Source organism: Aeromicrobium erythreum, from assembly GCF_001509405.1.
Taxonomy (GTDB): domain Bacteria; phylum Actinomycetota; class Actinomycetes; order Propionibacteriales; family Nocardioidaceae; genus Aeromicrobium; species Aeromicrobium erythreum.
The window spans coordinates 669,949-694,553 of sequence record NZ_CP011502.1; the positions used below are offsets into that span (position 1 = coordinate 669,949).

The 24,605-nt window shown below is 71.8% G+C and carries 24 protein-coding genes and 1 tRNA gene; 19 read left to right on the forward strand and 6 right to left on the reverse strand.

The genetic code is table 11. The features are described 5' to 3' along the window. Nucleotides 1-88 precede the first annotated feature (88 nt). From Aeryth_RS03275 to Aeryth_RS03330, 12 genes are read left to right on the forward strand one after another with little or no spacing between them, the layout of a single operon-like run. Complete coding sequence (locus Aeryth_RS03275) at nt 89-1,426, forward strand: NADH-quinone oxidoreductase subunit D (RefSeq protein ID WP_067854606.1); 1,338 nt, start codon at nt 89-91, stop codon at nt 1,424-1,426. Next, the gene (gene nuoE / locus Aeryth_RS03280) at nt 1,423-2,286 is read left to right on the forward strand and encodes an NADH-quinone oxidoreductase subunit NuoE (RefSeq protein WP_067854609.1); all 864 of its coding nucleotides are present in this window, start codon (nt 1,423-1,425) and stop codon (nt 2,284-2,286) included. The genes Aeryth_RS03275 and nuoE overlap by 4 nt, the downstream gene beginning before the upstream one ends. Continuing rightward, the gene (nuoF, locus tag Aeryth_RS03285) at nt 2,279-3,589 is read left to right on the forward strand and encodes an NADH-quinone oxidoreductase subunit NuoF (protein ID WP_067854611.1); all 1,311 of its coding nucleotides are present in this window, start codon (nt 2,279-2,281) and stop codon (nt 3,587-3,589) included. The genes nuoE and nuoF overlap by 8 nt, the downstream gene beginning before the upstream one ends. After that, nucleotides 3,586-6,078, forward strand: a complete 2,493-nt coding sequence (locus Aeryth_RS03290; RefSeq protein WP_067854614.1) for an NADH-quinone oxidoreductase subunit G — start codon at nt 3,586-3,588, stop codon at nt 6,076-6,078. The genes nuoF and Aeryth_RS03290 overlap by 4 nt, the downstream gene beginning before the upstream one ends. Next, nucleotides 6,075-7,328 (forward strand): NADH-quinone oxidoreductase subunit NuoH, encoded by a 1,254-nt coding sequence (gene nuoH / locus Aeryth_RS03295; protein WP_067854617.1) that lies wholly within the window; start codon nt 6,075-6,077, stop codon nt 7,326-7,328. The genes Aeryth_RS03290 and nuoH overlap by 4 nt, the downstream gene beginning before the upstream one ends. Beyond that, nucleotides 7,325-7,915 carry an NADH-quinone oxidoreductase subunit NuoI gene (gene nuoI / locus Aeryth_RS03300; protein WP_067854620.1) on the forward strand — a complete coding sequence of 197 codons (591 nt, stop codon included), beginning with the start codon at nt 7,325-7,327 and terminating at the stop codon, nt 7,913-7,915. Before nuoH ends, nuoI begins: the two co-directional genes overlap by 4 nt. Next, on the forward strand, nt 7,912-8,745 hold the full coding sequence (locus tag Aeryth_RS03305; protein WP_067854623.1) for an NADH-quinone oxidoreductase subunit J: 834 nt from the start codon (nt 7,912-7,914) through the stop codon (nt 8,743-8,745). Before nuoI ends, Aeryth_RS03305 begins: the two co-directional genes overlap by 4 nt. Then, nucleotides 8,742-9,035 (forward strand): NADH-quinone oxidoreductase subunit NuoK, encoded by a 294-nt coding sequence (nuoK, locus tag Aeryth_RS03310; RefSeq protein WP_083516221.1) that lies wholly within the window; start codon nt 8,742-8,744, stop codon nt 9,033-9,035. The genes Aeryth_RS03305 and nuoK overlap by 4 nt, the downstream gene beginning before the upstream one ends. A gap of 9 nt (nt 9,036-9,044) precedes the next feature. Then, nucleotides 9,045-10,925, forward strand: a complete 1,881-nt coding sequence (gene nuoL / locus Aeryth_RS03315) for an NADH-quinone oxidoreductase subunit L (RefSeq protein WP_067854626.1) — start codon at nt 9,045-9,047, stop codon at nt 10,923-10,925. Then, complete coding sequence (locus tag Aeryth_RS03320; RefSeq protein ID WP_083516222.1) at nt 10,922-12,502, forward strand: NADH-quinone oxidoreductase subunit M; 1,581 nt, start codon at nt 10,922-10,924, stop codon at nt 12,500-12,502. Before nuoL ends, Aeryth_RS03320 begins: the two co-directional genes overlap by 4 nt. After that, complete coding sequence (gene nuoN / locus Aeryth_RS03325) at nt 12,502-14,112, forward strand: NADH-quinone oxidoreductase subunit NuoN (protein WP_067854629.1); 1,611 nt, start codon at nt 12,502-12,504, stop codon at nt 14,110-14,112. Before Aeryth_RS03320 ends, nuoN begins: the two co-directional genes overlap by 1 nt. A gap of 25 nt (nt 14,113-14,137) precedes the next feature. Continuing rightward, nucleotides 14,138-15,124: a polyprenyl synthetase family protein gene (locus Aeryth_RS03330; RefSeq protein ID WP_202967703.1), complete on the forward strand. Its 987-nt coding sequence runs from the start codon at nt 14,138-14,140 to the stop codon at nt 15,122-15,124. Between the two features lie 23 nt (nt 15,125-15,147). Here the strand turns inward: Aeryth_RS03330 and rarD are convergent, their stop codons facing one another. Beyond that, nucleotides 15,148-16,059 (reverse strand): EamA family transporter RarD, encoded by a 912-nt coding sequence (rarD, locus tag Aeryth_RS03335; RefSeq protein WP_236749808.1) that lies wholly within the window; start codon nt 16,057-16,059, stop codon nt 15,148-15,150. Between the two features lie 422 nt (nt 16,060-16,481). Here rarD and Aeryth_RS18250 point away from each other — a divergent pair, with 422 nt between their 5' ends. From Aeryth_RS18250 to Aeryth_RS03355, 4 genes are all read left to right on the forward strand, one after another. Continuing rightward, complete coding sequence (locus tag Aeryth_RS18250; protein WP_236749862.1) at nt 16,482-16,880, forward strand: class I SAM-dependent methyltransferase; 399 nt, start codon at nt 16,482-16,484, stop codon at nt 16,878-16,880. Nucleotides 16,881-16,898: 18 nt separating this feature from the next. Further along, a complete protein-coding gene (locus tag Aeryth_RS03345; RefSeq protein WP_083516224.1) occupies nt 16,899-17,627 on the forward strand; it encodes a YwaF family protein in 729 nt (242 codons plus the stop codon). A gap of 81 nt (nt 17,628-17,708) precedes the next feature. Then, nucleotides 17,709-18,071, forward strand: coding sequence for a hypothetical protein (locus Aeryth_RS03350; protein WP_067854635.1), 363 nt, complete (start codon nt 17,709-17,711; stop codon nt 18,069-18,071). Between the two features lie 119 nt (nt 18,072-18,190). Beyond that, nucleotides 18,191-18,556, forward strand: coding sequence for a hypothetical protein (locus tag Aeryth_RS03355; protein ID WP_067854638.1), 366 nt, complete (start codon nt 18,191-18,193; stop codon nt 18,554-18,556). A gap of 18 nt (nt 18,557-18,574) precedes the next feature. Here the strand turns inward: Aeryth_RS03355 and Aeryth_RS03360 are convergent, their stop codons facing one another. The 3 genes from Aeryth_RS03360 to Aeryth_RS03370 all read right to left on the reverse strand — a co-directional run bounded on the left by Aeryth_RS03360 (nt 18,575) and on the right by Aeryth_RS03370 (nt 20,021). Further along, nucleotides 18,575-19,066: a YajQ family cyclic di-GMP-binding protein gene (locus Aeryth_RS03360; RefSeq protein ID WP_067854641.1), complete on the reverse strand. Its 492-nt coding sequence runs from the start codon at nt 19,064-19,066 to the stop codon at nt 18,575-18,577. A 93-nt stretch (nt 19,067-19,159) separates the two neighbouring features. Then, nucleotides 19,160-19,645: an SRPBCC family protein gene (locus Aeryth_RS03365; protein ID WP_067854644.1), complete on the reverse strand. Its 486-nt coding sequence runs from the start codon at nt 19,643-19,645 to the stop codon at nt 19,160-19,162. Between the two features lies 1 nt (nt 19,646). Continuing rightward, nucleotides 19,647-20,021, reverse strand: coding sequence for an ArsR/SmtB family transcription factor (locus tag Aeryth_RS03370; protein ID WP_067861295.1), 375 nt, complete (start codon nt 20,019-20,021; stop codon nt 19,647-19,649). A 126-nt stretch (nt 20,022-20,147) separates the two neighbouring features. On the opposite strand from Aeryth_RS03370, the gene Aeryth_RS03375 reads away from it, so the two are divergent. Beyond that, nucleotides 20,148-20,229 (forward strand) — tRNA-Tyr (locus Aeryth_RS03375). Between the two features lie 91 nt (nt 20,230-20,320). Here the strand turns inward: Aeryth_RS03375 and Aeryth_RS03380 are convergent. Next, nucleotides 20,321-21,187, reverse strand: coding sequence for an alpha/beta fold hydrolase (locus Aeryth_RS03380; protein ID WP_067854647.1), 867 nt, complete (start codon nt 21,185-21,187; stop codon nt 20,321-20,323). A gap of 55 nt (nt 21,188-21,242) precedes the next feature. Here Aeryth_RS03380 and Aeryth_RS03385 point away from each other — a divergent pair, with 55 nt between their 5' ends. Together Aeryth_RS03385 and Aeryth_RS03390 are read left to right on the forward strand one after the other, a co-directional pair. Next, nucleotides 21,243-21,608 (forward strand): MerR family transcriptional regulator, encoded by a 366-nt coding sequence (locus tag Aeryth_RS03385; RefSeq protein WP_067854650.1) that lies wholly within the window; start codon nt 21,243-21,245, stop codon nt 21,606-21,608. A gap of 101 nt (nt 21,609-21,709) precedes the next feature. Next, nucleotides 21,710-23,335 carry a RecQ family ATP-dependent DNA helicase gene (locus tag Aeryth_RS03390; protein ID WP_067854653.1) on the forward strand — a complete coding sequence of 542 codons (1,626 nt, stop codon included), beginning with the start codon at nt 21,710-21,712 and terminating at the stop codon, nt 23,333-23,335. A gap of 77 nt (nt 23,336-23,412) precedes the next feature. On the opposite strand, the gene ald is transcribed toward Aeryth_RS03390, so the two are convergent. After that, nucleotides 23,413-24,528: an alanine dehydrogenase gene (gene ald, locus Aeryth_RS03395; RefSeq protein WP_067854656.1), complete on the reverse strand. Its 1,116-nt coding sequence runs from the start codon at nt 24,526-24,528 to the stop codon at nt 23,413-23,415. Nucleotides 24,529-24,605 lie beyond the last annotated feature (77 nt).

Sequence of the window (24,605 nt, forward strand, 5' to 3'; positions counted from 1 at the left end):
GCTGGTCGAGCAGGCCAGTCGGCGACGGAGGAGCTCGGCTGGCCGTACCGAGACCACTCGGCAACGGCTCAGCGCTCGGGAGGACGCGATGACCGACACCACCCACGACGCCTACGCCGGCACGAGCGAGACCACGTCCGGGCCCGTCTTCACCGTCACCGGGCAGGACTGGGACACCGTCGACGCGGCCGCCGTCGACGGCGACCGGATCGTCGTCAACATGGGGCCCCAGCACCCGTCGACGCACGGCGTGCTGCGACTCATCCTCGAGATCGACGGCGAGACGGTGAAGGACGCCCGACCCGGGATCGGCTACCTGCACACCGGCATCGAGAAGAACATGGAGTACCGCACCTGGACGCAGGGCGTGACGTTCTGCACCCGCATGGACTACGTGGCCCCGTTCAGCAACGAGGCCGCCTACGTCGCCGCCGTCGAGCGGCTGCTCGGCGTCGAGGACGACGTGCCCGAGCGGGCCCGGACCATCCGCGTGCTCATGCTCGAGCTCAACCGGATCAGCTCGCACCTCGTCTGCATCGCGACCGGCGGCATGGAGCTCGGCGCCCTCACCGTCATGACCTGCGGCTTCCGCGACCGCGAGCTCATCCTCGACCTCTTCGAGGCGATCTCGGGGCTGCGCATGAACCACGCCTACCTCCGGCCGGGCGGCGTCGCGCAGGACCTGCCCGACGGCGTCGTCGAGCAGCTGCGCGGCACGGTCGCCCTGCTGCGCAAGCGGCTGCCGGAGTACGCCGCGCTGTGCAACGCGAACCCGATCTTCAAGGGCCGGCTCAAGGGCGTCGGGCACCTCGAGCTCGACGGCTGCCTCGCCCTCGGCCTCACCGGGCCCGTGCTTCGCGCCACCGGCTACGACTGGGACCTGCGACGCACGCAGCCGTACTGGGGCTACGACACCTACGACTTCGACGTCGTCACCTGGGACGAGCCCGACGCCTACGGCCGCTTCCGCGTGCGGCTGGAGGAGATGCGGCAGTCGCTGCGCATCGTCGAGCAGGCGATCGACCGGCTCGAGGACACCGCCGGTGCGCCCGTCATGGTCGACGACCCGAAGATCGCGTGGCCGGCCCGGCTCAGCGTCGGCAGCGACGGGCAGGGCAACTCCGCCGAGCACATCCGCCACATCATGGGCGAGTCGATGGAGGCGCTCATCCACCACTTCAAGCTGGTCACCGAAGGCTTCCGGGTCCCGCCCGGCCAGGCCTACGCCGCGATCGAGGCCCCGCGCGGCGAGATCGGCTGCCACGCCGTCTCCGACGGCGGCACCCGTCCCTACCGGGTGCACTTCCGCGACCCCAGCTTCGTCAACCTGCAGGGCACGTCGATCATGAGCGAGGGCGGCATGTTGTCCGACGTCATCGTCGCCATCGCCAGCATCGACCCGGTCATGGGCGGGGTGGACCGATGAGCCAGGGCGTCACGCCTCCGCTCGACGAGGCCACGACCGCGGAGCTGCGCGAGCTGATGGGCCGCTACCCGCAGGCGCGGTCGGCGCTGCTGCCGATGCTGCACCTCGTCCAGTCGGTGCAGGGCAGCGTCACCAGCGAGGGCGTCGAGACCTGCGCTGAGCTCCTCGGCCTGACCACGGCGGAGGTGTCGGGCGTCGCCACCTTCTACACGATGTACAAGCGGCGCACGATGGGCACGCACCACGTCGGCGTCTGCACCAACACGCTGTGCGCGGTGATGGGCGGCGACGCGATCTTCGAGCGGTTGAGCGACCACCTCGACGTCGGGAACGACGAGACGACCGCCGACGGCCAGGTCACCCTCGAGCGGATCGAGTGCAACGCCGCCTGCGACTACGCGCCGGTGCTCACGGTCAACTGGGAGTTTCTCGACCGCCAGACGCCGGAGTCGGCCGTCGACCTCGTCGACCGGTTGCGTGCGGGCGAGCCGGTGCAGGCCTCCCGCGGCGCCACGATCACCAGCTGGCGCGACGCCGAGCGCGTGCTGGCCGGGTTCGAGGACGGCCGCGCCGACGAGGGCCCGTCGGCGGGCGACGCGTCCCTGGCCGGTCTGCGGATCGCCCAGGAGCGCGGCTGGTCGGCACCCCCGATCCCCCCGGTGGCCGACACCGGGACGCAGGACCACGGCCCCGGCGGGGGTTCCGGGCCGCGGGCGGAGAAGGAGCCCGGCGGGGGTTCCGGGCCGTGGGCGGAAAAGGACACAGCCGAAGCGGAGGCCGACACGCGTCGGGCCGAGGACGAGACGGTGGCCGAGGAGTCGGCCGCCGACGTGAAGGGCGGAGGTTCCGCGGATGGCTGACACACTGACACCGGTGCTGAGCCGGGGCTGGGCCGACGAGCGCTCGTGGACACGCGAGGCCTACGAGGCGCGCGACGGCTACAGCGCGCTGCGCACCGCCCTCGACATGGCGCCCGACGAGATCGTCACGCTCGTCAAGGACGCCGGGCTGCGCGGGCGCGGCGGCGCCGGATTCCCTACGGGCATGAAGTGGAGCTTCATCCCCCAGGAGAACCCGAACCCCAAGTACCTGGTGGTCAACGCCGACGAGTCCGAGCCGGGCACCTGCAAGGACATCCCGCTCATGATGGCCAACCCGCACGAGCTGATCGAGGGCGTCGTCATCGCCAGCCTCGCCATTCGCGCGGAGCAGGCGTTCGTCTACGTGCGCGGCGAGGTGTTGCACGTCGTGCGACGCCTGCGTGCCGCGTGCCGCGAGGCCTACGAGGCCGGCTACCTCGGGGCCGACGTGATGGGCTCCGGCCGGCGCGTCGACCTGGTCATCCACGCCGGTGCCGGCGCCTACATCTGCGGCGAGGAGACGGCGTTGCTCGACTCGCTCGAGGGTCGGCGCGGCCAGCCGCGGCTGCGGCCGCCGTTCCCCGCGGTCGAGGGTCTCTACGCCAGCCCGACGGTCATCAACAACGTCGAGTCGATCGCGTCGGTGCCGGCCATCGTCCGCGGCGGCGTCGAGTGGTTCGGCTCGATGGGCACCGAGAAGTCCAAGGGGTTCACGCTGTACTCGCTGTCGGGCCACGTGAAGCGGCCCGGCCAGTACGAGGCGCCGCTCGGCACCACGCTGCGCGAGCTGCTCGACCTCGGCGGTGGCCTGCGCGACGGTGCCGAGCTGAAGTTCTGGACCCCGGGCGGCTCGTCCACGCCGATCCTCACGGCCGAGCACCTCGACGTCCCCCTCGACTACGAGGGCGTCGGCGCAGCCGGCTCGATGCTCGGCACCAAGGCGCTGCAGGTCTTCGACCAGACGACGTCGGTGGTGCGGTGCGTGCTGCGCTGGACGGAGTTCTACAAGCACGAGTCGTGCGGCAAGTGCACGCCGTGCCGTGAGGGCACCTGGTGGCTGGTCCAGGTGCTGCAGCGTCTCGACGCGGGCCAGGGTCGTGCGGGCGACGTCGAGCTGCTGCTCGACCTCTGCGACAACATCCTCGGCCGGTCCTTCTGCGCCCTCGGCGACGGCGCGACCAGTCCGATCACCTCGGCCGTCCGGCACTTCCGCGACGAGTTCGAGGCGGGGATGCACACCTCGTCGGCGGAGCTGTTCCCGCCCGCCGCGTCCACGCTCTTCGCCGCGGAGGTGAGCGCATGACCGTCGAGGCGTCCCGCGAGACCCAGACCCCGGTCGACCTCGTCACCCTGACCATCGACGACGTCGAGGTGAGCGTGCCGAAGGGCACGCTCGTCATCCGCGCCGCCGAGCTGGTGGGCACCGAGATCCCGCGATTCTGCGACCACCCCTTGCTCGAGCCGGTCGGCGCCTGCCGGCAGTGCCTCGTCGAGGTGCCCGACGCGGGCAACGGGCGCGGGTTCCCCAAGCCCCAGGCCTCCTGCACGCTCGAGGTGGCGCCCGGCATGGTCGTGCGGACGCAGGTGACGTCGCCGGTGGCCGAGAAGGCGCAGCACGGCACCATGGAGCTCCTCCTCGTCAACCACCCGCTCGACTGCCCGGTGTGCGACAAGGGCGGGGAGTGCCCGCTGCAGAACCAGGCGATGAGTCACGGGCGGGGCGAGAGCCGCTTCGCGGAGACCAAGCGGACGTTCCCGAAGCCGTTGGCCGTCTCCGAGCAGGTGCTGCTCGACCGCGAGCGCTGCGTGCTGTGCGCACGCTGCACGCGGTTCTCCGAGCAGATCGCGGGCGACCCGTTCATCGCGCTCGTCGAGCGTGGCGCGCGCCAGCAGGTCGGGATCGGGCCGTCCGTCGACGCCGAGGCGTTCGGCGACCGTGCCGGTGCTGACGGTGAGGGGGGTGGCGAGCAGCCGTTCCACTCCTACTTCTCGGGCAACACCATCCAGATCTGCCCCGTGGGCGCGCTCACCAGCGCCGACTACCGGTTCCGCTCGCGGCCCTTCGACCTCGTCTCGACGCCGAGCGTGGCCGAGCACGACGCGTGCGGTGCCGCGATCCGCGTCGACCACCGCCGGGGTGCCGTCATGCGGCGCCTCGCCGGCGACGACCCCGAGGTCAACGAGGAGTGGGTCACCGACAAGGACCGCTTCGCGTTCACGTGGAGCCGTCAGGACGACCGGCTGCGCACGCCGCTGGTGCGCGACCCCGGCACCGGCGAGCTCGTGCCGACGTCGTGGCCCGGGGCCCTCGCCGCAGCCGCAGCAGGGCTGCGCGAGGCCGCAGGCAAGGTCGGCGTGCTGCCCGGCGGACGCCTGACCGCCGAGGACGCCTACGCCTACAGCGTGTTCGCCCGGGTGGCGCTGGGCACCAACGACATCGACTTCCGCGCACGTCCGCACTCGGCGGAGGAGTCGGCGTTCCTCGCCGCTCGCGTGGCCACCCGCCAGGACGTCGCCACGCGCGACCTCGAGTCGGCGTCGACCGTGCTGCTCGTCGGACTCGAGCCCGAGGACGAGGCCGGCACGCTGTTCCTGAGGCTGCGCAAGGCGTCGCGGCACGGCGTGCGCGTCGTGGCGGTCGGCTCGCACACCACGCGCGGCCTCGCCAAGTGCGGTGGCGAGCTGCTGGCCGCCCGACCTGGCGAGGAGGCCTCGGCCCTCGACGCGATCCAGGACGGCGACGGCTCGGCCGGCGTGGGTCTCGACCCCCGCGCCGTTGTGCTGCTGGGAGAGCGGCTCGCGTCGTCGCCCGGTGCGTTCAGCGCCGCGGTCCGGCTGGCCGAGCGCACCGGCGCCCGTCTCGCGTGGGTGCCGCGCCGCGCCGGCGACCGCGGCGCCGTGGAGACCGGCTGCCTGCCGACCCTGCTGCCCGGCGGCCGGCCCGTCGCCGACGCCGAGGCACGCGCCGACCTCGCCGCGGCGTGGGGCGTGCGCTCCGTGCCCGCGCAGACCGGGCGCGACACCACGGCGATGCTCCGGGCCGTGGCCGAGGGGCAGCTGCGTGCCCTGGTGGTCGGCGGCGTGGAGCTCGACGACCTCCCCGACGCCGCCCTGGCGCGCGAGGCCCTGGCCGCCGCCGACTTCGTCGTGAGCCTCGAGGTGCGTGAGAGCGACGTGACCCGTGTCGCCGACGTCGTCCTCCCGGTGGCGCCGCCGGTCGAGAAGTCGGGCACGTTCGTCACCTGGGAGGGTCGCCTGCGCCCGTTCGGCACCGTGTTGGAGGTGCCCGGCTCGCTCACCGACGTCCGCGTGCTCGCAGGCGTCGCCGAGGAGCTCGGTGCGCCGCTGGGCTTTCGCACCACGGCGGGCGCGATGCGGAGCATGCGCGACCTCGGCCCCTGGGACGGCGAGCCGCTGCCCGCCCCCGACGTGCCCGCCCGCGAGCAGCCAGCCCTCGAGGAGCCGCGGCCCGGCGGCGCGGTCGTGCTCGCCACCTGGCGCCAGCTCGTCGACGACGGACGGCTCCAGGACGGCCAGGACCGCTACCGCGCCACCGCCCGTCGTGCGGTGCTGAAGGCCTCCGCCGCCACCCTCGCCGCTGCCGGCGTCGAGGTGGGCGACGTCGCCACGATCGCCACCGACCTCGGCAGCGCGTCGTTCCCCACCGAGGTGGCCGACCTGCCCGACGGCGTCGTGTGGGCACCGGGCAACAACGGTGTCCACCTGCGCGGCACGCTGGGCGCCGACCACGGCTCCACCGTCCGCCTGCTGCCAGGAGGTGAGCAGGCATGAGCGAGGCATTCGGCAACGAGGCGTTCTGGGTGGTGGCGCTGAAGGCGCTGCTGGTCTTCGTGATCCTCGTGGTCTACACGCTGTTCAACATCTGGTTCGAGCGCCGCGTGGTGGCGCGCATGCAGCACCGCGTCGGCCCCAACGTGCACGGACGCTTCGGGCTCCTGCAGTCGCTGGCCGACGGCGTGAAGCTGGCGCTCAAGGAGGACATCGTCGTCAAGGCGGCCGACAAGGTCGTCTACGTGCTGGCGCCGATCATCGCCACCATCCCCGCGTTCCTGGCCTGGGCGGTCATCCCGTTCGGTCCGGAGGTGCGGATCCCGTTCACCGACACCGTCACGCCGCTGCAGCTCACCGACATGCCGGTCGCCGTGCTGTACGTCCTGGCGGTCACCTCGATCGGCGTCTACGGGATCGTGCTCGCCGGCTGGTCGTCGGGCTCCACCTACTCCCTCCTCGGCGGGCTGCGCTCGAGCGCCCAGGTCATCTCCTACGAGGTGGCGATGGGCCTGAGCTTCGTCACCGTCTTCCTCTACGCGGGCACGATGTCGACGAGCGAGATCGTCGCCGCCCAGGAGGACGTCTGGTACTTCCTGCCGCTGCTGCCGTCGTTCATCATCTACGTCATCGCCATGGTCGGGGAGACGAACCGGGCCCCGTTCGACCTGCCGGAGGCCGAGGGCGAGCTGGTCGGCGGCTTCCACACCGAGTACTCGTCGCTGAAGTTCGCGCTGTTCTTCCTGGCCGAGTACATCAACATGGTCACGGTCTCGGCGATCGCGACGACGCTGTTCCTCGGCGGCTGGCGCGCCCCGTTCGGCATCGGCACGCTGTGGCCGGGTGCGAACGAGGGCTACTGGCCGGTGCTGTGGTTCCTCGGCAAGACGCTGGGCTTCATCTTCCTGTTCATCTGGCTGCGCGGCACCCTGCCCCGGATGCGCTACGACCAGTTCATGGCCTTCGGCTGGAAGGTGCTCATCCCGATCTCGCTGGTCTGGATCGTCGCCGTCATCGTCGTCCGCAAGGGCATGACCGACGGCACCTTCGACCAGCGCACGCTGTTCGTCGCGGCCGGGGTGGCCGCCGCGGTGCTGCTGGTGAGCCTGCTCCTGCCCGAGCGGAAGCCGTCCGACCCCGAGCAGACGGCGGAGGTCGACGCGCCTGCGCCGACCGACCACGGTGGCGGCTCCTACCCCACGCCGCCCATGCCCGAGCAGACCTGGAACCAGAAGGAGGGCGTCCGACGATGAGCGACACCAACGGCGGAGGCAGCCTGAAGGAGACGCTGTGGGACCCGATCGCCGGCTTCGGCGTCACGTTCCGCACGATGTTTCGCAAGCCCGTGACGGAGCAGTACCCGTTCGAGAAGCGGCCCACGGCGCCCCGGTTCCACGGCCGGCACCAGCTGAACCGCTGGCCCGACGGGCTCGAGAAGTGCGTGGGCTGCGAGCTGTGCGCCTGGGCGTGCCCGGCCGACGCGATCTACGTCGAGGGCGCCTCGAACGGCACCTCCGACGGCACCGACGGGGGAGGGGAGCGCTTCAGCCCGGGGGAGCGGTACGGCCGCGTCTACCAGATCAACTACCTGCGCTGCATCCTCTGCGGGCTGTGCATCGAGGCGTGCCCGACGCGCGCCCTGACGATGACCAACGAGTACGAGCTGGCCGACGACAACCGCGCCGACCTCATCTACGAGAAGTCCGACCTGCTGGCGCCGCTGCTGCCCGGCATGGTCGAGCCGCCGCACGCGATGCTGATCAGCGACGACCACCACGACTACTACGCGGGCAAGACGCTGCCGGTCGTCGAGGTCACGCACGGGGAGGCGACCGAGTGACCGCGTTCTGGATCGTCGCGCCCGTCGTGGTGGTGGCGGCCCTGGGGCTGCTGTTCGCCCGCAAGGCCGTGCACGCCGCGCTCAGCGTGGCCGTCGTGATGGTGGGGCTGGCGGTGCTGTACGCGGCGCAGGGTGCCCCGTTCCTGTTCGCGGTGCAGATCATCGTCTACACCGGCGCGATCATGATGCTGTTCCTGTTCGTGCTCATGCTGGTGGGCGTCGAGTCGCGGGAGTCGTTGACCGAGACGATCCGCGGCCAGCGGCTGGCGGCCACGGTGGCCGGTCTGGGCTTCGGGTTCGTGCTGGTGACGGCGGTCGGGCAGACGACGCTGGGGCCGGTGACGGGTCTGCGCTCGGCGAACGAGGACGGCAACGTCTACGGGCTGGCCGCGCTGATGTTCGGCCCGTACGTGGTGGCCATGCAGCTCACCGCGGCCCTGCTGGTGACGGCGGTGCTCGGGGCCATGGTGCTGGCGCACCGCGAGGCGCTGACGCCGCGGCGCAGCCAGGCCGACATCGCGCGCGACCGCATGGCCGAGTACGCGACGACGGGCCGCCACCCCGGCAACCCGCCGACGCCTGGCGTGTTCGCGCGGCACAACGCGGTCGACACCCCCGCCCCGCTGCCCGACGGCAGCCCGGCGACGGACTCGGTGTCGCCGAGCATCGTGGCGCGCGGGCAGCTGCGCGACGGGTTCGACGACGATATCCACGTGGTCTCGCGCCAGCTCCGTCGCGAGGACGACGAGGACGCCGGGGCTGGGGCCGTGGGCCGGGACGGTGGGCCTCGGCGGGGGTCCGGGGCCGTGGGCCGGGAGGGGGACGAGTGAACGAGTACCTGACCCTGTCGATGATCCTCTTCACCATCGGTGCCGTCGGCGTGCTGGTGCGCCGCAACGCGATCGTCGTGTTCATGTGCGTCGAGCTGATGCTGAACGCGACGAACCTCGCGCTCGTGACGTTCTCGCGCCAGCACGGCACGCTCGACGGCCAGATCGCGGCGTTCTTCGTCATGGTCGTCGCGGCCGCCGAGGTCGTGGTGGGGCTGGCGATCATCGTGTCCATCTACAGCACGCGTCGCACGACCTCGGTCGACGACGCGAGCCTGCTGAAGCTCTAGGGGGCGGGCGTGCTCGATCTCGTCTGGCTGGTCGTGGTGGTGCCGCTCGTGAGCGGTCTCGGCCTGCTCGTGTGGGGCAAGGAGGGTGACCGGGTCGGTCATCTGGTGGGCACGGTCGCGTCGGCGGTGTCGTTCGGCATCGGCCTGGTGGCGTTCGTGCAGCTGCTCGGTCGTCCCGAGGGCGACCGGTCGGTGGCCGGCACGTTGTTCACCTGGATCTCGTCGGGGCCGTTCCACGTCGACATGGCGTACCGGTTCGACCCGTTGTCGGCGTTGTTCGTGCTGCTGGTCACCGGGGTGGGCACGCTCATCCACGTCTACTCGATCGGCTACATGGCGCACGACGTGCGCCGTCGTCGCTTCTTCGCGTACCTGAACCTCTTCGTCGCGGCCATGCTCACGCTCGTGCTGGCCGACGACTACCTGGTGCTGTTCCTCGGCTGGGAGGGCGTGGGGCTGGCGTCGTACCTGCTCATCGGGTTCTGGCAGCACAAGCCGTCGGCGGCCGCGGCGGCCAAGAAGGCGTTCGTGCTCAACCGCGTGGGCGACGTCGGCATGGCGCTGGCGATCATGCTGATGTTCGCGCAGCTCGGGACGTCGTCGATCCAGGTGGTGAACGCGACGGTCGCGGGGCAGGCGAGCGAGTCGGTCGCGACGGCGCTGGGGCTGCTCCTGCTGCTGGGCGCGTGCGGCAAGTCCGCCCAGGTGCCGCTGCAGGCCTGGCTCCTGGACGCGATGGAGGGTCCGACGCCGGTGTCGGCGCTCATCCACGCGGCCACCATGGTCACCGCCGGCGTCTACCTGGTGGTCCGCAGCAACGGCATCTTCGACGCGGCGCCGGTCGCGCAGACGGCGGTGGTGGTGGTCGGCCTGGTCACGCTGCTCGCCGGTGCATGGATCGGCTGCACGAAGGACGACATCAAGAAGGCGCTCGCCGGCTCCACGATGAGCCAGATCGGCTACATGATGCTGGCGGCCGGGCTGGGACCTGCGGGCTACGCGTTCGCGATCTTCCACCTCATCACGCACGGCTTCTTCAAGGCCAACATGTTCCTCGGTGCCGGCTCGGTCATGCATGGGATGAGCGACGACGTCGACATGCGGCACTACGGCGCGCTCCGTCGGGCGATGCCTGTCACGTTCGCGACCTTCGGGCTCGGCTACCTCGCGATCATCGGCTTCCCCGGCTTCTCGGGCTTCTTCTCCAAGGACAAGATCATCGAGGCGGCCTTCGGGGAGTCGTTCTGGATCGGCCTGGCCGCCCTGCTCGGCGCCGGGGTGACGGCGTTCTACATGACGCGGCTCATGGTCATGACCTTCACGTCGCCGAAGCGCTGGCTCGACGACGTGCACCCTCACGAGTCGCCGCGCGTGATGACGGTGCCGCTGGTGGTGCTGGCCGCGCTGTCGGTCCTGGGCGGCGTGCTCGTGCTGGGCGGGTGGATCGAGCACTGGCTCGAGCCGGTGGTCGGGCACACCGAGCACCACGAGCTCGCGGTGCCCGCCTGGGGCATGTCGATCATCGTCACGGCGGTGGTCGCGGTGGGCGTCGCGCTCGCCTGGTCCACGTACACGCGCTCGCCGATCGCCCCGACCGCGCCCGCCGACGCCGACGTCTCGGTGCTCACCCGCGCCGGCCGACACGAGCTCTACGGCAACGCGGTCAACGACACGCTCGTGGTGCGGCCCGTGCGACACCTCACGCGGGTGCTGGTCTTCCTCGACGCACGGCTCGTCGACGGCCTCGTCCGTGGACTCGCCGACCGGCTCGGCGACACGTCCCAGTTCCTGCGCACGCCCCAGACGGGCTACGTCCGCAGCTACGCCCTCAGCATCCTCGTCGGCTCGCTCGTCGTGGTGCTCGCACTCCTGGCGGTGACGCTCGCATGATCCTGTCCGTCCTCGCCGCCACCCCGCTCGTCGGTGCGCTGGTCGTCACGCTGATGCCGCGCACGGCCGCCGCCGCCCGGGCGGTCAAGGTCGTCGCGCTGGCGACGTCGCTCGTGGCGCTCGCGCTCGCGCTGTACGTCACGTCGCGGTTCGACGTCGGGGCCGGCGGCTACCAGCTGACCGAGCAGCACGAGTGGATCGGTCCGCTCGGCGTGCACTACGCGCTCGGGGTCAACGGCATCGGCCTCACGCTCGTGCTCCTCACGACGGTGCTCGTGCCGATCGTCCTCCTCGCCGCGTGGGCGGACCGCCTGCCCGCGGCCCGCAGCGTCAACTCCTACCTCGCCTGGATGCTCGTCCTGGAGGCGCTCGCGATCGGTGTCTTCTGCGCGACCGACGCCTTCCTGTTCTACGTGCTGTTCGAGGCGACGCTGATCCCGATCTACTTCCTCATCGGTTCCTACGGCGGCGCGGGTCGCACCTACGCCGCCGTGAAGTTCCTCATCTACAACCTGGTCGGTGGCCTGCTCATGCTCGCCTCGATCGTCGGCCTGTACGTCGTCACCGCCCGCGCCGGCGACCCGACCTACCTGCTGTCGGACCTCTCGGGGCTCGACGTCGGCACGACCACGGAGCGGCTGCTGTTCCTCGGGTTCATGGCGGCGTTCGCGATCAAGGCCCCGCTGTTCCCGTTCCACACGTGGCTGCCCGACGCTGCCGGCACCGCCACGCCGGCGACGTCGGTGCTGATGGTCAGCATCATCGACAAGGTCGGCACGTTCGGCATGCTGCGGTGGTGCCTCGAGCTGTTCCCGGGGGCGTCGGAGTGGGCCAGCCCCGTGGTCATCACGCTCGCGGTGGTCAGCATCCTCTACGGCGCGCTGCTCGCGATCGGCCAGGACGACGTCCGCCGGCTGGTGGCGTTCACGTCGGTGTCGCACTTCGGCTTCATCATCCTCGGCATCTTCACCTTCACCCACACGGCGACGGCCGGGTCGACGCTCTACATGTTCAACCACGGGCTCTCGACCGCGGCGCTGTTCCTCGTGACCGGCATGATGGTCGCCCGTCGTGGCTCCGCCAGCATCAGCGACTTCGGCGGCGTGCAGAAGGTCGCGCCGGTGCTGTCCGGCATCCTCCTGCTGGCCGGCCTGTCGAGCCTGTCGCTGCCGGGACTCGCGCCGTTCGTGAGCGAGTTCATGGTGCTCGCGGGCACGTTCACGCGCTCGGTGCCGGCGGCGGTGCTCGCCACGCTCGGCATCGTGCTCGCGGCGCTGTACATCCTCATCATGTACCAGCGGACCATGACCGGTCCGCTGCAGCCCGAGGTCGAGCACCTGCGCGACCTCGACCACCGCGAGGTGGCGGCGCTGGCCCCCGCGGTCGTGCTCATCGTCGGGCTCGGCTTCTTCCCGCAGCCGCTGCTCGACCTCGTGAACCCCGCCGTCGACGAGGTGGTGAGCCACGTGGGGGTCGGTGACCCGCCGCCCCGCACCCCGGCCGACCTCGACGGCATCTCCTTCTCCGGCTCCTACGCGCCGATGAGCGAGCTCCCCGCGACGGAGGGTGGTCACTGATGGCGACGCTGCTGCTGGCCGACCGGCCCGACATCCCCGCGCCCACGATCGAGTGGTCGCTGCTGTCCCCGCTGCTCGTCGTCGCGGGGGTCGCCATGGTCGCCGTGCTCGTGGAGACGTTCTGGCCGCGGCGCACCCGGTTCACCGCGCAGGCGGTGCTGGCCGGCCTGGGCCTGCTCGCCGCACTCCTCGACACCGTCCGCGTGTACGTGTCGCTCGACCGCGTCGACGGCGACGTCGTCGGCCGCGGCACCCCCGTGGCCGAGGGCGCGGTGACGGTCGACGGACCCGGCGTGCTCACGTGGGGGCTGCTGCTGGTGTTCGCGCTGCTCAGCCTCGCGCTCTTCGCCGAGCGGCGGCTCGACGGCGGGCTCAGCGCCTTCACGGGTCGCGCGGTCGACCCGCCGGGGTCGGGCGGCGAGGCGGAGGCGACCCGCCTGCGCCTCGAGCACACCGAGACCTTCCCCCTGCTGCTGTTCGCGCTCGCGGGCATGATGCTGTTCGCGTCGGCGAACGACCTCGTCACGATGTTCGTCGGCCTGGAGGTCATGAGCCTGCCGCTGTACCTGCTGTGCGGGCTGGCCCGGCGTCGGCGGCTCATCAGCCAGGAGGCGTCGCTCAAGTACTTCCTGCTCGGCGCGTTCTCGTCCGTGTTCTTCCTCTACGGCGTGGCGCTCGCCTACGGCTACGCGGGCAGCTTCCGCCTGGCCGACGTCGACACGGCGGTGACCAGCCGCACCGGCGGGGAGCACCTGCTCCTCGCGGCGATCGGCCTGATCAGCGTCGGCATGCTGTTCAAGGTCGGCGCGGTGCCCTTCCACCAGTGGACGCCCGACGTCTACCAGGGTGCGCCGACGCCGGTGACGGCCTTCATGGCCGCGGGCACCAAGGCGGCGGCGTTCGTCGCGTTCATGCGCGTGCTGTTCGTCGCGTTCGGCGGGGCGTCGTGGGACTGGCGGCCGCTGCTGTGGGTCGTGGCGCTGCTGACGATGGTGGTGGGCTCGCTGGTCGCGATCGCGCAGACGGACGTCAAGCGCATGCTGGCCTACTCCTCCGTCGCGCACGCCGGGTTCCTCCTGGTCGGTCTGGCCGGCGCCTACGTGGCCGACTCCGAGCGCATCACGTCGGTCTCCGGCCTGCTGTTCTACCTGGGCGTCTACGGTGTCTCCTCGATCGGCGCGTTCGCGGTGGTGACGGTCGTGCGTGACGCGGGAGGCGAGACCACGCACCTGTCGCGCTGGGCGGGACTGGGCAAGGAGTCGCCGTTCCTGGCCGGGTCCTTCGCGCTGTTCATGCTGTCGTTCGCGGGGATCCCGCTCACCGGCGGCTTCATCGGCAAGTGGAGCGTGTTCAGCGCGGCATGGTCGGGCGGCTACGGCGCCCTGGTGGTCGCGGGCGTCCTGACGAGTGCCGTGGCGGCCTACTTCTACGTGCGGGTGATCGTGCTGATGTTCTTCACCGACCCCGTCGGCGACGGCCCGACCGTGGCGCTTCCCAGCGTCTTGACTACGGTGGTCATCGCAGCAGCCGCTGCGGGCACGCTGGTCCTGGGCATCCTCCCAGGTCCGGTGCTCGACCTCGCTCAGCACGCGGGAACCTTCGTGCGCTGAGCCGACTGTGACCAGGAGCCGGGACGTGTCGCTGGGATTCTCGTTCGACGAGCCGGAGCTCGAGGAGCGCGTGCGCCGTGGCGTGGAGGCCGTCGAGGCACGGCTCGCCGCGGCCGTCGACAGTCCCGACGCGTTCATCGCGGAGGCCGCCGCCCATCTCGTGAACGCCGGGGGCAAGCGCTTCCGCCCGCTCCTCGTCGTGCTGGCGGCGCAGCTGGGCGACGCCGACCACCCTGACGTCGTCCCGTCGGCGCTCGTCGTCGAGCTGACCCACCTGGCCACGCTGTACCACGACGACGTGATGGACGAGGCTCCGCTGCGCCGGGGCGCTCCGAGCGCGAACGACCGCTGGGGCAACTCGCTGGCGATCCTCGTGGGTGACTACCTGTTCGCGCAGGCGTCGGAGCTGGTCTCGACCCTCGGCACCGAGGCCGTGCGCATCCAGGCCGAGACCTTCTCGCGTCTCGTCCGGGGGCAGATCCGCGAGACCGTGGGTCCGGCCGAGGGCGAGGACGCGCTGCAGCACTACCTCGACGTGGTGGCCGACAAGACCGGGTCGCTGATCGCCACGTCGGCGCGCTTCGGCGCGCGGGCGTCGCGTGCGGGCGACGACGTGGAGGCGGCGCTCACCGAGTTCGGCGAGCGGATCGGGGTCGCGTTCCAGCTGAGCGACGACGTGCTCGACATCGCGAGCGACAGCGACGACTCGGGCAAGACGCCGGGCACCGACCTGCGCGAGGGCGTGCCGACGCTGCCGACGCTGCTCGCGCTGCGCGGCGACGACCCGGCCGACGCGCAGCTGCGCGAGCGGCTGTCGGGCCCGATCGAGGACGAGACGGTCGTCGCGGAGGTGCTGGCCGCGCTGCGGGTGCACCCGGCGATGGCGCAGGCGCGGGCGTACGTGCAGGCCGAGGCCGACGCGGCGCGCGCCCTGCTGGCCGACCTGCCCGACGTGCCGGCCCGCCGCGCCCTCGAGGCGCTCTGCGACAGCCTGGCCGACCGCGTCGCCTGAGCGTCGCGTCGCCGGGGTGCTGCTCAGGCGGTGACGACCGGCCGCGGTGCTCTACGTCGGCTCGTGATCGCGTCGACGGTGAAGATGACGAGCGCCGCCCACACGAGCGCGAACCCGATCCAGCGCGCCGTGCTCATGGCCTCGTGGAACACGAGGAGCCCGAGCAGGAACTGGATGAACGGGCCGAGGTACTGCAGCAGGCCGATCGTCGTGAGCGAGAGCCGGGTGGCGGCGGCGGCGAACATCAGCAGCGGGATGGCCGTCACGACGCCCGTGCCCGCCAGCAGGGCGGCGTTGCCGGCCCCGGCGTGCCCGAACGTGAGGTCGCCGCGCAGCTGCAGGACGACGAGGAAGGCGAGCGCGAACGGCGCGAGGATCAGCGTCTCCATGCCGAGGCCCTCGAACGCGCCGAGGGACGCGCGCTTCTTGAGGAATCCGTAGGTGGCGAACGAGCCGGCGACGAGCAGTGCGATCCACGGCAGTCGTCCGTAGTCGACGGTGAGGACGACGACGGCGACGAACCCGATGCCGACGGCCACCCACTGCGCGGGCCGCAGCGTCTCCTTGAGCACGAGCACGCCGAGCAGCACGGTGACGAGCGGGTTGATGAAGTATCCGAGCGACGTCTCGATGACGTGCCCGTTCGTGACGCCCCAGATGAATCCACCCCAGTTCAGGGCGATGGTCACCGACGCGAGCGCGAGGAACAGCATGAGCGTGCGGTCGCGGGCGATGTCACGGAAGCGGCCCCAGCGTCGGGTGACGCCGATGAGCACGAGCACGAACGCCAGCGACCAGACGATGCGGTGCGCGAGCACCTCGAGCGGCCCGGCCGGCTCCAGCAGCGGCCAGTAGAGCGGGAACAGCCCCCAGCAGAGGTACGCCCCGATCCCGTACGGCAACCCGCTCCCGGTCCGCTCCTCCACCTCCGCCACCAGCGCAGCCTAGGCCCGCCCCCGGTGCGCGTTTGCGTGGGGCCCCACGTAAACGTGCGGTTGGGGCGGGTGTTTGCGGTGGGGGGAGTGGGTTTGGGTGGGGCCCCACGTAAGCGCGCACGCCCGGCGAGGATCAACCTGCGCGACCATGGACGCATGCCGACGCCGCGCTGGTTCACCGACACCGACGAGGGTCACTCGACCTGGTACCGCGACCGCTTCCGCGACCTCGAGGCCGAGGGTGCCGACCTGGAGGGGGAGGCGCGGTTCGTGGACGCTCTGGCGCCGCGGCCCGGCGGGGGTGCCGGGCCGGGGGCGGCTGATCGGCCCGGCGGGGTGCCGGGCCGGGGGCGGCTGATCGGCCCGGCGGGGGCGCGCGCATCCTCGACGCCGGCTGCGGGGCCGGTCGCCTCGGTGGCGCGCTGCACCACCGCGGCCACGACGTCGTCGGTGTCGACGCCGACGAGGTGCTGGTCGCGGAGGCCCGCGCGACGCGTCCGGGCCCGACGTGGCTGGTCGCCGACCTGCTCGACGTCGACCTCGGCGCGACGTTCGACGTCGTCGTCGCGGCGGGCAACGTGATGGTCTTCCTCGCGCCCGGCACGGAGCAGGACGTTGTCGCGAACCTCGCCCGCCACGTGGCCGACGACGGTGCGCTCGTGCTCGGCTTCCGGCTCGACCGGCACTACGGCCTCGCCGACCTCGACGACCACCTCGCGGCCGCCGGGTTCGCGGTGGAGCAACGCTTCTCCACGTGGGACCTGCGGCCGCTCGGCGAGGGCGCCGACTTCGCGGTCACGATCGCCCGCCGCGCCACCTGACCGGGCTACGCTGCGCGCGTGGACATCGACGGCACCACGCTGCTGGCCTCAGGCGACTTCCAGGCGTACGGCACGAGCCACCTGGTCGTCCTGGCGCTGTTCGCGATCGGTCTGGTCCCCGTGGTCCTGCTCGGTCGTCGGGTCCGCGGCACGACCGCGGAGGCGACGACGAGCCGGGCGCTCGCGCTCGGCATCGTGGCCGTCACCGTCCCGCTGCAGGTGCTGCAGCTCCTGCCCGACGAGTGGAACCCGCGGACGTCCCTGCCGTTCCAGCTGTGCGACCTCGCCTGGATGTTCGCGGTCCACGCGCTCTGGACGCGCTCGCGCCTCACGTCGACGGTCACCTACCTGTGGGGGCTCACGCTGACGACGCAGGGCATGGCCACCCCCGACCTGTCGTCGAACTGGCCCGAGCCGCGCTTCATCATGTTCTGGGCCATGCACGTGCTGATCGTGTGGGCCGCGGTGTACCTGGTCGCCGGCCTGCGCGTCCTGCCGACGTGGGCGACGTACCGCCGCACGGTGGTGGTCACGCTCGTCTGGGCGGCGTCGGTCATGGCCTACAACGCGCTGATGGACACCAACTACGGCTACCTCAACGGCAAGCCGAACCGGGCGTCGCTGCTCGACGTGCTCCCGGCATGGCCCTGGTACGTGGCGGTCGAGATCGTCGTGGTCGCCGCGGTCTGGGCGCTGCTGGTGTGGCCGTGGACGCGAGGGAGGGCGCCCGCTCGGGCCGCTGCGTGAGAACGCTCTCATCCGTTCGTCATGCGGTTCTCACGGTCCACCGATTCGATGAGGGTCATCCACCGAACGAAGGAGCTCTCCATGACGACCCTGCGCGCCCTCGCCGCGACCGCCACCGCCCTCGTCCTCGCGCTCGGCGTGAGCGCCTGCGGCTCGGACGACGACGATGACGACGACGTCCGTCCCGCCGCGACGTCGGCCCCGGCAGCCACGGCCGACACCTCGGCCTCGGCCGCGCCGCTCGACGGCCCGGTCGACGACGCCGACCTGCGCAGCGAGCTGGAGAAGATCGCGCTCGACGAGGTCGGCGAGGGTCGGGTCACCGACGTGGAGTACAGCGACGACCGCGACCACGCCTACGAGGTCGAGGTCGACCTCGGCAACGACGACGACGTCACCGTCGAGATCGCCGAGGACAAGTCGGTCGTGCGCGTCGACCGCTGACGCCTCGCACCCCGAGCAGCAGAGCGCCCCCGCCGGACCAGTCCGGCGGGGGCGTCGTGTCGGGCCGAGACCAGGAAAGTCGCTGGGTCGATCGTCGGTCGGGTCCCTAGGGTCGACGCATGGACGAGCACGCCGACACCGCCGGGACGATCGCCGCCGTGGGGTGCGCTCGCTGCGGTCGTGAGGTCGACCCCACGGCCGACCTGGCGATCACGATCGTGGTGGGCCGGTCCGAGCGCCTGGACGCCGAGGGGGAGCGCTGCTTCCGTCACGAGCAGGTGCTGACGTTCTGCCACCTCGAGCACGCCAACGCTCACCTCGCCGAGCACCCGCTGCGGGACGAGTGGCCGGACAGCGAGGTGCTCGAGTCTCACGACGGCGCCCTCGGGGCGTTCGGCTGCTTCCTGCTCGCCGCGGTCCTCCTGGTGCTGCTCGTCGTCGGCGCGGTGGTCAGCGTCGGCTGGCTCTGGGACGTCGTGACCTGACGGCCTCGCCGCAGCGTGTCAGCGGTAGTTGACGAACTGCAGGGGGAAGTCGAGGTCGGCGCCCTTGAGGAGCGCGATGACCTCCTGGAGGTCGTCGCGCTTCTTGCTGGTGACGCGCAGCTCCTCGCCCTGCACCTGCACCTTGACGCCCTTCGGGCCCTCGTCGCGGATCAGCTTGGAGACCTTTTTGGCCTGCTCGGTGCTGATGCCCTGGCTGAAGCTGCCGTTGATCTTGACGTCCTTGCCGCTCTGGCGCGGGTCGCCGGTCTCGAGCGCCTTGAGGCTGATGCCGCGCTTGATCAGCTTCTCCTTGAACACCTCGAGGACGGCGAGGGCCCGCTCGTCGGCGTTCGCCGTGATCTCGATGCCCTCCTCGCCCTTCCACTCCAGCAGCGCGCCGGTGTTCTTGAAGTCGTAGCGCGTCGAGATCTCCTTCATCGCCTGGTTGAGCGCGTTGTCGGCCTCCTGGCGATCGAGCTTGCTGACGATGTCGAACGAGGAGTCGGCCACGGGTTCTCTCCTGATGGGTGTCGGGACGGCGAAGGGGTGGGACCCGCAGGTCCCACCCCTCAGCCTAGGCGCTCGCGCGCGCCCGGTCGTCGCTCAGGCGGCGAGCAGCACGTCGATCTGGTCGATCGCCGAGCGGCTGCCCTCCTCGACGCCCATGTCGATGACCTGCTGCAGCGCCTCGAGCGTCGCGTAGGTCGACGTGTACACGGCACGCGTGCCGCCCTCGATGGGCTCGAAGCGGAAGGTGTTGGTCGAGACCGGCATGCCCTCGACGGGCTGGAGGTCGTCGTCGGCGAACCCGTCGCGGAAGTCGAAGCCGTGCGGGGCGTCGACCGCCGTGACCTCCCACCAGCCGCCGAAGCGCTGCCCCTCGGGGCCGGTCATGTAGTAGGTGACCCGGCCGCCCTCGCGCAGGTCGTGGTCGACGAACGTGGCGGGGAAGGAGGGCGGTCCCCACACCCGCTCGAGCTGGCGCGGGTCGGCGTAGATCGCGAACACGCGATCCACGGGTGCGGCGAACTCGGCGGTGATGGTCAGGGTGCGCTGGTCCAGGTCCTTCTGGACGTCGGTGACGGGCATGTCAGGTCTCCTCGGGAGGGGGTTCGGTGTGGTGCTGGGGGTCCTCGGGCGTGCTGAGCAGGAGGTCGTCGATGCGGGCGACGCGTCCGCGCCACACGTGCTCGAGCTCGTCGAGCAGGGTGCCGACCGACCGGACGGCCTCGACGTCGCCGCTCGCGAGCGCCTCGCGGCCGACCCGTCGCTTGGTGACGAGACCGGCGCGCTCGAGCACCGCGACGTGCTTCTGCACGGCCGCGAAGCTCATCGGGTAGCGCTCGGCGAGGGTGCTCACCGAGTGCTCGCCGGCCAGGACGCGCCGCAGGATGTCGCGTCGGGTCCGGTCGGCCAGGGCGTGGAACAGGGCGTCGGCCCGGTCCTCGTCCTGCTCGCTGTTCATGACCACAATCTACAACCAAACGGTTGTAGATTGTCAATCCTGCGGACGGACGGATCCGGTTGGGCCCTGGCGAGCCGCCTGCGGTATGGTTTCTCGTCGTTGCCCACCTCGGTGGTCGACACCCTTGGCAGGTTGCCCGAGCGGCCAAAGGGAGCTGACTGTAAATCAGCCGGCATTGCCTTCAGAGGTTCGAATCCTCTACCTGCCACAGCGCCAGACGCTGGAACCGACGGCCCCGTCGGGCGAGAGCCCGCCGGGGCCGTCGGGTTTGTCCCCGACGTTCTCCGACGCCAGTGCCGTCATCGGACGTGGGCGAGCCAGAGCCTGAGGTCGTCGACGAGGAGGTCCGGTGCCTCGAGGGGCACCAGGTGCCCGGCCCCGGGGAGCGTGAACACGTCGACGGGGCCCGCGAGCCGGTCCGCGAGCTCGTCCGCCTGCTCCACCGGGAGCCACGGGTCCTGCTCACCCCAGCCGACGCGCACCGGACAGCGCGTGTGCCCGAGCCGCTCGACGACCGGCCGCGTGTGGGCGGGGCCCAGCCGTGCGACCTGTGCGTAGAAGGCGCGCTGGCCGTGCGGGGTGGTCCACGGGGCGACGAGCTCGTCGACCTGGTGGGCGTCGAGCGACCCCCGGATGGCGCCAGCCACGTACTCCCGCACGAGGGCTGCGTGGAGCGGCGCGGGCAAGGCGGCGAACACTGCCTCGTGCTCCGCGACCAGCCGGAAGAACGGCGAGCCCCACGGGTCGAGCGTCACGACGTCGAGCAGGTACAGCGACGCGAACGCCGACCCCTCGAGCAGGTGCGCTCCGAGGGCCACGGCGCCCCCGACGTCGTGCGCGACGACGTGCGGGGCCCTCAGGTCCCAGTGCTGCAGGAGCGTCACGAGCCGGCGTCGCTGCGCCTCGAGGTCGACCGCCGGGTCCTGTCCGGGGGGACCGGTGGGGATCGAGGCGCCGTAGCCGGGCATGTCCCACAGCAGCACGCGGTGGGTCGCCGCGAGCGCGTGCGCGACGGGCGCCCACACCGCCGCCGACCACGGCGTGCCGTGGCACAGGACGACGTCGCCGACGGGCTCGGTCCGCGACGGCTCGAGGACGTAGGTGGCGACGCGGACCCCGTCGAGGTCGACGTACCGCGGTGCAGGAAGACGGCCGGGAGGGGACATGCGTCGCACGCTAGGACTTCAGGTCGACCTGAAGTCAAGGTGGCACGATGGTCCCGTGAGAGTCGGAGCAGCCGCCGAGCGGGTCGGCGTCGCAGCCCACGTCCTGCGGCACTGGGAGGACGAGGGCGTTGTCGTGCCCGACCGCACGCCTGCCGGGCACCGCGTCTACACCGACGAGCATCTGCACCGTCTCGAGATCGTCCGGTCGTGCCAGCGCGTCGGCCTGCGCCTGTGGCAGATCCGGCTGGTCCTGCACCGCGACGCGGAGGGCCGGGACGACGTCATCGCGCAGCACCTCGAGCACCTGCGACGCCAGAGAGCCGAGCTCGACGCGGCCGAGGCCTTCCTCACGCACGTGCTCACGTGCGAGCACGACCTGATGAGCCGGTGCGAGCGCTGCTCGGCCTTTCCGTCCGACTGACCGCCGCGCGGCCGTGTACCCACGACGGCCCTCGTCACGCGTGCGAGTTCGTCACCCGACGTCGAGGGGCGGCCTCGCCCGACCCGACCTACCGTCGATCCATGACGGGGACGACGCGCTGCAGCCACGACGACATCGCTCGGCTGTTCGGGGTGGAACGGCTCGAGGACTGGCAGGCCGAGGCGATCGACGCGGCGTGCTCGGGGCGGGACACGGTCGTGCTCGCGCCGACGGGGTCGGGCAAGTCGCTGGTCTACCTCGTCGCCGGACGGTGCGCGGGCGGCTGGACGCTCGTCGTCTCGCCGCTCCTGGCGCTGCAGTCGGACCAGCAGGCGCACGCCGAGGAGGCCGAGGGCGTCCGGGCCGAGTGCCTCGACGGCTCCGTGCGCAGTCGCAGGCGCCAGGCGCTGCTCGACGACGTCGCCGCGTGCTCCGTCGACTACCTCTACCTCTCGCCCGAGCAGCTCGCCAACGACGAGGTGGCCGACGCGCTCGCCGCCTGCCCGCCTGGCCTCGTCGTGGTGGACGAGGCGCACTGCGTGTCGGAGTGGGGGCACGACTTCCGGCCCGACTACCTGCGACTGGGCGAGCTCCTCACGCGGCTCGACGCCTCCGGCGGCGACGAGTCGGGGCGTGACGGGTCGGACGGTGACAGGTCGGGGCGGCCCGTCCGCCTGGCGCTGACCGCGACGGCCGCGCCGCCGGTGCTCGACTCGATCTCCGAGCGGCTCGGCATGCACGACCCGACCCTGGTCTCGACGTCGATCGTCCGGCCGACGCTGGAGCTGCGGGTGCGTCAGGCGTCCGACGACGACGCGGTGCGCCGCCAGGTGCTGGAGTGCGTCGGCGAGGGCGTGGCCCTCGTCTACACCCGGACGCGCCGAGCGGCGGAGGAGGTGGCGGACCTGCTGGTCGCCGAGGGGCGCGACGCCGTGGCGTACCACGCGGGCCTGTCGCGCAGACGTCGTCAGGAGGTGCAGGACGCCTTCTTCGCCGACGAGGTCGAGGTGGTCGTGGCGACCTCGGCGTTCGGCATGGGCATCGACAAGCCCGACGTCCGCTGGGTCGTGCACGCCGGTGCGCCGGCGTCCGTCGACACCTACGTGCAGGAGGCCGGACGCGCGGGCCGCGACGGGGAGCCCGCCGTCGCCACGCTCGTGCACCGTCCGGAGGACCGCGCCCTCGGACGCTTCTTCGCGGCCGCGGTGCCGAAGCGGGGCACGGTCTCGAAGGTGCTGCGGGCGGCGCGCGACGTCGGCACCGATCCGCGCGAGGTCGCGGAGTCCGCCGGGGTCGGTCGGGCCACGGCGGCGCGCGTGCTCAACCTCCTCGACCTGGACGAGAGCCTGGACGACGTGACAGCGCAGCAGCTGGTCGAGCGCGCGGAGGAACGGCGTCGGCTGGAGGAGTCGCGGGTGGAGATGGTGCGCGAGTACGCCGAGACCCGCCGCTGCCGCTGGTCATGGGTCGCCGGGTACTTCGGCCAGCAGGCCGACGACTGCGGTGTGTGCGACCGCTGCCTCGAGGGCGTCGTCGAGTCCGCGGACGCAGGCACTCATGGCGCCCACCTGGAGCACCCGACCTTCGGCCCGGGCGCCGTCGTCGACGCCGACGCCGAGCACGTGACCGTGCTGTTCGACCACGAGGGCTACAAGACCCTCTCGCGCGACTTCGTGGAGGCGTCGCACCTGCTCGACGAGCCGGAGGCCGAGCCCGAGCCCGCGTGAGCAGTTCCCTCGTTTCGGAACGTCATCGCCCGTTCTCGTCCTCAGAAAGGGCGATGACGTTCCGCAACGGGGGAGGTCTAGGCCAGCGCCTCCTCGAGCGACGCCGGGGTGAGTCCGTGCGCCTCGGCCACGGGGGTGTTGGTGACCGAGCCGGCGTGGGTGTTGAGGCCCTTGGCCAGGCTCGCGTCGGCGCGCAGGGCCTCGCGCCAGCCCCGGTCGGCGAGCGCCACCGTGTACGGCAGCGTCGCGTTGGTCAGCGCGTAGGTCGACGTGTGCGGGACGGCGCCGGGCATGTTCGCCACGCAGTAGAACGTCGAGCCGTGCACCGTGAACGTGGGGTCGTCGTGCGTGGTCGGTCGGGTGTCCTCGAAGCAGCCGCCCTGGTCGACGGCGATGTCGACGAGCACCGACCCCGGCTTCATCTGCGCGACGAGGTCGTTGCTCACCAGCTTCGGGGCGGCCGCGCCGGCGACCAGCACCGCGCCGATGACCAGGTCGGCCTGGCGGACCTGCTCCTCCAGGACGTAGGTCGACGACGCGAGCCCGTGCACCTGGTTGTTGTAGCGCCAGAACGACATGCGCAGCTTCTCGAGGTCGGTGTCGAGGAGGGTGACGTCGGCGCCCATGCCGAGCGCGATGTTGGCGGCGTTCTGGCCGGAGACGCCCGCGCCGATGATCACCACCTTGGCGTTGGCGACACCGCCCACGCCACCGAGCAGCACGCCGCGTCCGCCCTGCGCCTTGAGCAGCGAGTGCGCGCCGACCTGCGGCGCGAGGCATCCGGCCACCTCCGACATCGGGTACAGCAGCGGGAGGCCGCCGCTCGGCAGCTGCACGGTCTCGTAGGCGATGCCGGTGGTGCCGGCGTCGACGAGCGCCTCGGTGAGGGGGCGGTCGGCCGCGAGGTGCAGGTAGGTGAAGAGGGTCAGGTCGTCGCGCAGCAGCGGGTACTCCGACGCGACCGGCTCCTTGACCTTGAGCACCATCTCGGCCTCGCCCCACACGTCCTCCGCACGGTCGAGGAGGCGTGCGCCCGCCCGCTCGTACTCCTCGTCGGTGATGGACGAGCCGAGACCCGCGCCTTTCTGCACGTGCACGTCGTGCCCGTGGGCCACGAGCTCGTGGACGCCCACGGGCGTGAGGGCCACGCGGTACTCGTGGTTCTTGACTTCCTTCGGCACTCCGACGCGCATGGCACTCCTCGACGATCGACTGGTGGTGACCATCCTGGGGATTCCTGTCCCGTGCCGGAGAAAAGTCCGCACGATCG